Here is a 3,783-nt window from a genome sequence, read left to right as displayed (position 1 = left end):
GTCGTCAGTTAGGACTTTCAGTCTGAATCTGACCTTGATTCCTTCCATCTTAGTCCGCCTCTTCGGCCCTCACTGAGCATGCTAGCCATGCTCGTTCGGGTCTCTTTCTGAAAGGACTATGGCAATCGCTTACAAATACGTGTTGATTGAGGGCATCCATGCGGATGGCGCATAGCAGCGCCCTAAAATTCATTAATGTGTGATTGTCTCGCGCCAACACCAATCAGGCCGTCTTCTGAGAGTGGTGAAGATCTGATCAGAAACGAGACTGGGAAGAAGGGCCGCTATCCGACCATCGTGCTGCTGGTCCTGGCATCGATAGCGATCATGGTCATGTACGTCGAGGCGATGGCATTTCCGTCGCTAGAGACGGTAATGGCCTCCTACGGTCTGCAGTATCCGAGCGACCTCCCCCTCGCCTCATGGATTATCACGATCTACCTGGTCGTGGGGGCCGTCGCGATCCCCGTCTTCGGCAAGCTGGGCGACATATACGGCAAGAAGAAGATGCTCACGATCGCCATGCTCATTTACAGCATCGCGGTCACCTTGACCGGCTTCTCGAGGGATGTCTCAGACTCGTTCTACGTCCTGCTGGCCGCAAGGGCTTTCCAGGGCTTGGGCATGTCGATGTTCCCTCTTGCGTTCTCCCTCATAAGGGACGAGTTCCCGGTCGAGAGGATAGCCGTCGCTCAGGGAGTCATATCCGCAATGTTCGGCGTCGGGACCGCCGTTGGATTCGTCATCGGAGGGTTCGTCGTCGACAAATGGGGATGGCAGTGGACCTATCACACGATCATTCCGTTCGCATTCGCCGCGACTGCGTTCGTCGCATTCAAGATACGGGAGTCCCCGATCCGGTTGGAGTCCAAGGTGGACTACGTGGGGGCGTCCTTCCTTGCCCTTGTGCTCATGTCCTTTCTCGTAGCCGTCACGGAGGGGAACGAAAGAGGCTGGACAGATCCCGTGATACTGTCGTTGTTCGCGATCTCTGTCGTAGCTTTGATAGGATTCGTGGTCCGCCAGACCGATACCATCTACCCGCTCGTTAGACCTTCGCTGATGAAGGTCAGGGACATCGCGCTTACGAACACGGTCGCTTTCTTCATCGGATTCGGTCTGTTCGGCGCGCAGTCTGTGATCGCATTGATGGCCCAGTTCAAGTTCAATCTAGACCCGCTGCACACAGGTATTCTGATGCTGCCCGTATCGATCCTATCGCTGATACTCGGCCCCACTGTTGGCCTCCTAGTGAAGAGGCGTGGGCCGAAGTGGCCCATGGTCGCAGGCATGCTGATCCCGATAATCGGTTTCATGTACCTCTATTTCTTCCACGAAACCCAGACAGACCTTGTCGTCGGTCTCACCATCATGGGCGGCGGCATGTCATTCGCAATGGTCGGGAGCATCAACATGATAATCATCTCGACTCCCCAGCGAGAGACGGCCATCTCGAGTGCCATGAACATGGTAATCCGGACGAGCGGAGGGGTCGTCGGTCCAGCCGTTGCGACTGTCATCCTATCCGCTTACAAGGACCCCGTATACAATCCAGTGACGCACGAGCTGCTAGGATTTGTATCCAACGAGACTGCATATCACTATGTGTTTCTGCTGAGCGCCATCGTGATGGCCTTCGCCGCGCTGATGGCGATGTTCCTGACGGACAAACGCGCTCTCGGGGAAGGCAAGGGGTTCACTGTCAAGAGCTTCAGCAATGGCAAAGAGCCCAAGCTTTGAGCGCCTATACGGCATATCCTGACATATCTGGAAGCGGCTCCCCGCTACTGCTCCTGGACGGACAGCCAGCTGCTCGGGACTTTCTTGAGCCGCTCCTTGACCACGATCCGCGCCGCTTCCCGGATGACTTCCTCGCTCGTATGCTTCGGTTTCCAACCTAGCTTTGCCATCTTCTTGTTCGACAGGAGGAACCTCGGGACATCGCCCTTCCACCCGCTCTCGCCGCCCGTGTACCTGATCTTGACATTCCTGAGCCGAGACTCCTCAATCAGCACGTCGACGATCCTCTTGACTGCTATCTGGTCGCTAGCGCAGAGGTTAAAGTAATTCAGTCTGTCCTTCGCATGCTTGAAGCCGTAGATCATTCCGTCCACACACTCTTCGACCAGCAGGTATGATTTTCTTTGTCTACCGTCGCCGAGCACTTCGAGCGTCCTTGGGCTCTTGTTGAGTTTCTGGACGAGGTCGAACAGGATGCCGTGCGTGCTCCTGTGGCCGACGATGTTCGCGAACCTGAAGATCCAGGATCTGATGCCGTACAGCTCCGCATAGGCGGACACGAGCCCTTCGCAAGCCAGCTTCGAAGCACCGTACAACGAGATCGGCAGGCAAGGCCCGTAGTCCTCCGGCGTGGGGATCACATTCGCCCTGCCATATATCGTGGATGTGGATGAGAACACGAATGATCTGATGTCGTTCCTACGGGCGCATTCGAGCACGTTGTAGGTCGCCACCGTGTTCTGCTCGAGATCTACCATGGTGGACTCAGTCCCCTTTCTTATGTCGGGGTTCGCCGCAAGATGCCATACGCTGTCGTGTCCTCTCATCTCCTTTGCGAGCTTGCCCACGTCGAGAAGATCTCCTTTGACGAACCTGAAGAACTCCTCTCCGAAGTGCTCAGAGATGAACTCCTCTCTTCCAGTGCTGAGGTTGTCGTAGACCGTGACCCCGTTCCTCTTCGCAAGCCTGTCGACGACCGCGCTGCCTATGAATCCTGCGCCACCTGTGATGAAGTAAGTCATTCCCGCGCTCCTCCTGAAATCGTCCTTTTACTGATGGACCTCATCGGGGGACGTGGGTAAAAAAGTTCGTGCTGTACGGGGTCCGGTTCACCGGGCACCTGAATGGATTGCCGCTGCGATTATGGACGCGGCGACTTCGATGTACCTGATCATCAGGGGGTCTGGGAATTTGCCGGTGACGGTGCCTGGGTATTCGATCCATCCTAGAAGGTCGTTGTCGGGACCGACGATCAGTGTGTCGATGAAGTCGGCCTCCAATGTGTCCTCTGCGAGTCTTCGCCTCAGCTTGAGCAGAGCAGGGCGGTTCACAACTATCTCGTCCTCTTTCGGCAGGGGGTTGTCCTCTTCCAGATACACCCTGGTGAGCTTGCTGATCTCCCCGGCAACGTAGTTGTTGGTCATGTTGAAGTCCTCGTATTTGTACACCTTCGAGTTCTGCCGTTTCCAGGCCTCATCGCGCATGCCCGTGTGTACCTCGTACCGATACCTTGCATCGGCCTTGGACTTCAGGCCTATCATCACCCAGCGAAGCCTGAACTGCTTCTGGATGATCTGGGTGGCCTCTTGGATGATATCGTGGAGCGACATTTGGGGCTTCTCGAAATGTGCCAAGAGAGTCGTGAACATGTCGAGGGACTTGAAGTTCGCCTCGCTCCTGGCCTTCATGTAGTCGAATCTCAACTTACGCTTCACCGTATCTGGATCGACTGCCTGGAACATTGCCCCCTACGCTCCTCACTTCATCGTAGACCCAGGAGACAGCAGGCTACTTATTCGGCCCACTACCTCCTGATCCATCAACCATTCGTCTGCACCATAATAAACTTCCCCCTTCATAGAATCCATCCTGCGGAGACCCTCCAATTCATTCGGGGGAGGAATCAGGTCGCCCGACCCTCCGCAACTTCTGATCCCTGATATACCTCGCTATCGCTTCCGCAGACACATGCCCCACCGTCCCAATGTAATAGCTCGGGCTCCATAGATGCCCCTGTCGGAACATTGTCCGCAGGACTGGATG

General features: G+C 55.7%; 4 protein-coding genes. 1 reads left to right on the top strand and 3 read right to left on the bottom strand.

The window, feature by feature from the left end; all coding sequences use genetic code 11:
* Positions 1–195: 195 nt before the first annotated feature.
* The gene (locus KJ653_05650; protein MBU0685314.1) at positions 196–1,740 is read left to right on the top strand and encodes an MFS transporter; all 1,545 of its coding nucleotides are present in this window, start codon (positions 196–198) and stop codon (positions 1,738–1,740) included.
* Between the two features lie 44 nt (positions 1,741–1,784).
* On the opposite strand, the gene KJ653_05645 is transcribed toward KJ653_05650, so the two are convergent.
* The 3 genes from KJ653_05645 to KJ653_05635 all read right to left on the bottom strand — a co-directional run.
* Positions 1,785–2,762: an NAD-dependent epimerase/dehydratase family protein gene (locus KJ653_05645; GenBank protein MBU0685313.1), complete on the bottom strand. Its 978-nt coding sequence runs from the start codon at positions 2,760–2,762 to the stop codon at positions 1,785–1,787.
* A gap of 87 nt (positions 2,763–2,849) precedes the next feature.
* Complete coding sequence (locus KJ653_05640) at positions 2,850–3,482, bottom strand: hypothetical protein (protein MBU0685312.1); 633 nt, start codon at positions 3,480–3,482, stop codon at positions 2,850–2,852.
* Positions 3,483–3,627: 145 nt separating this feature from the next.
* The coding region (locus KJ653_05635; protein MBU0685311.1) for a transposase at positions 3,628–3,783 on the bottom strand (156 nt) is incomplete at its 5' end.

This window comes from Candidatus Thermoplasmatota archaeon (assembly GCA_018814355.1).
Lineage (GTDB): Archaea > Thermoplasmatota > Thermoplasmata > UBA10834 > UBA10834 > COMBO-56-21.
This window is presented reverse-complemented; position numbering and strand designations above follow the sequence as displayed.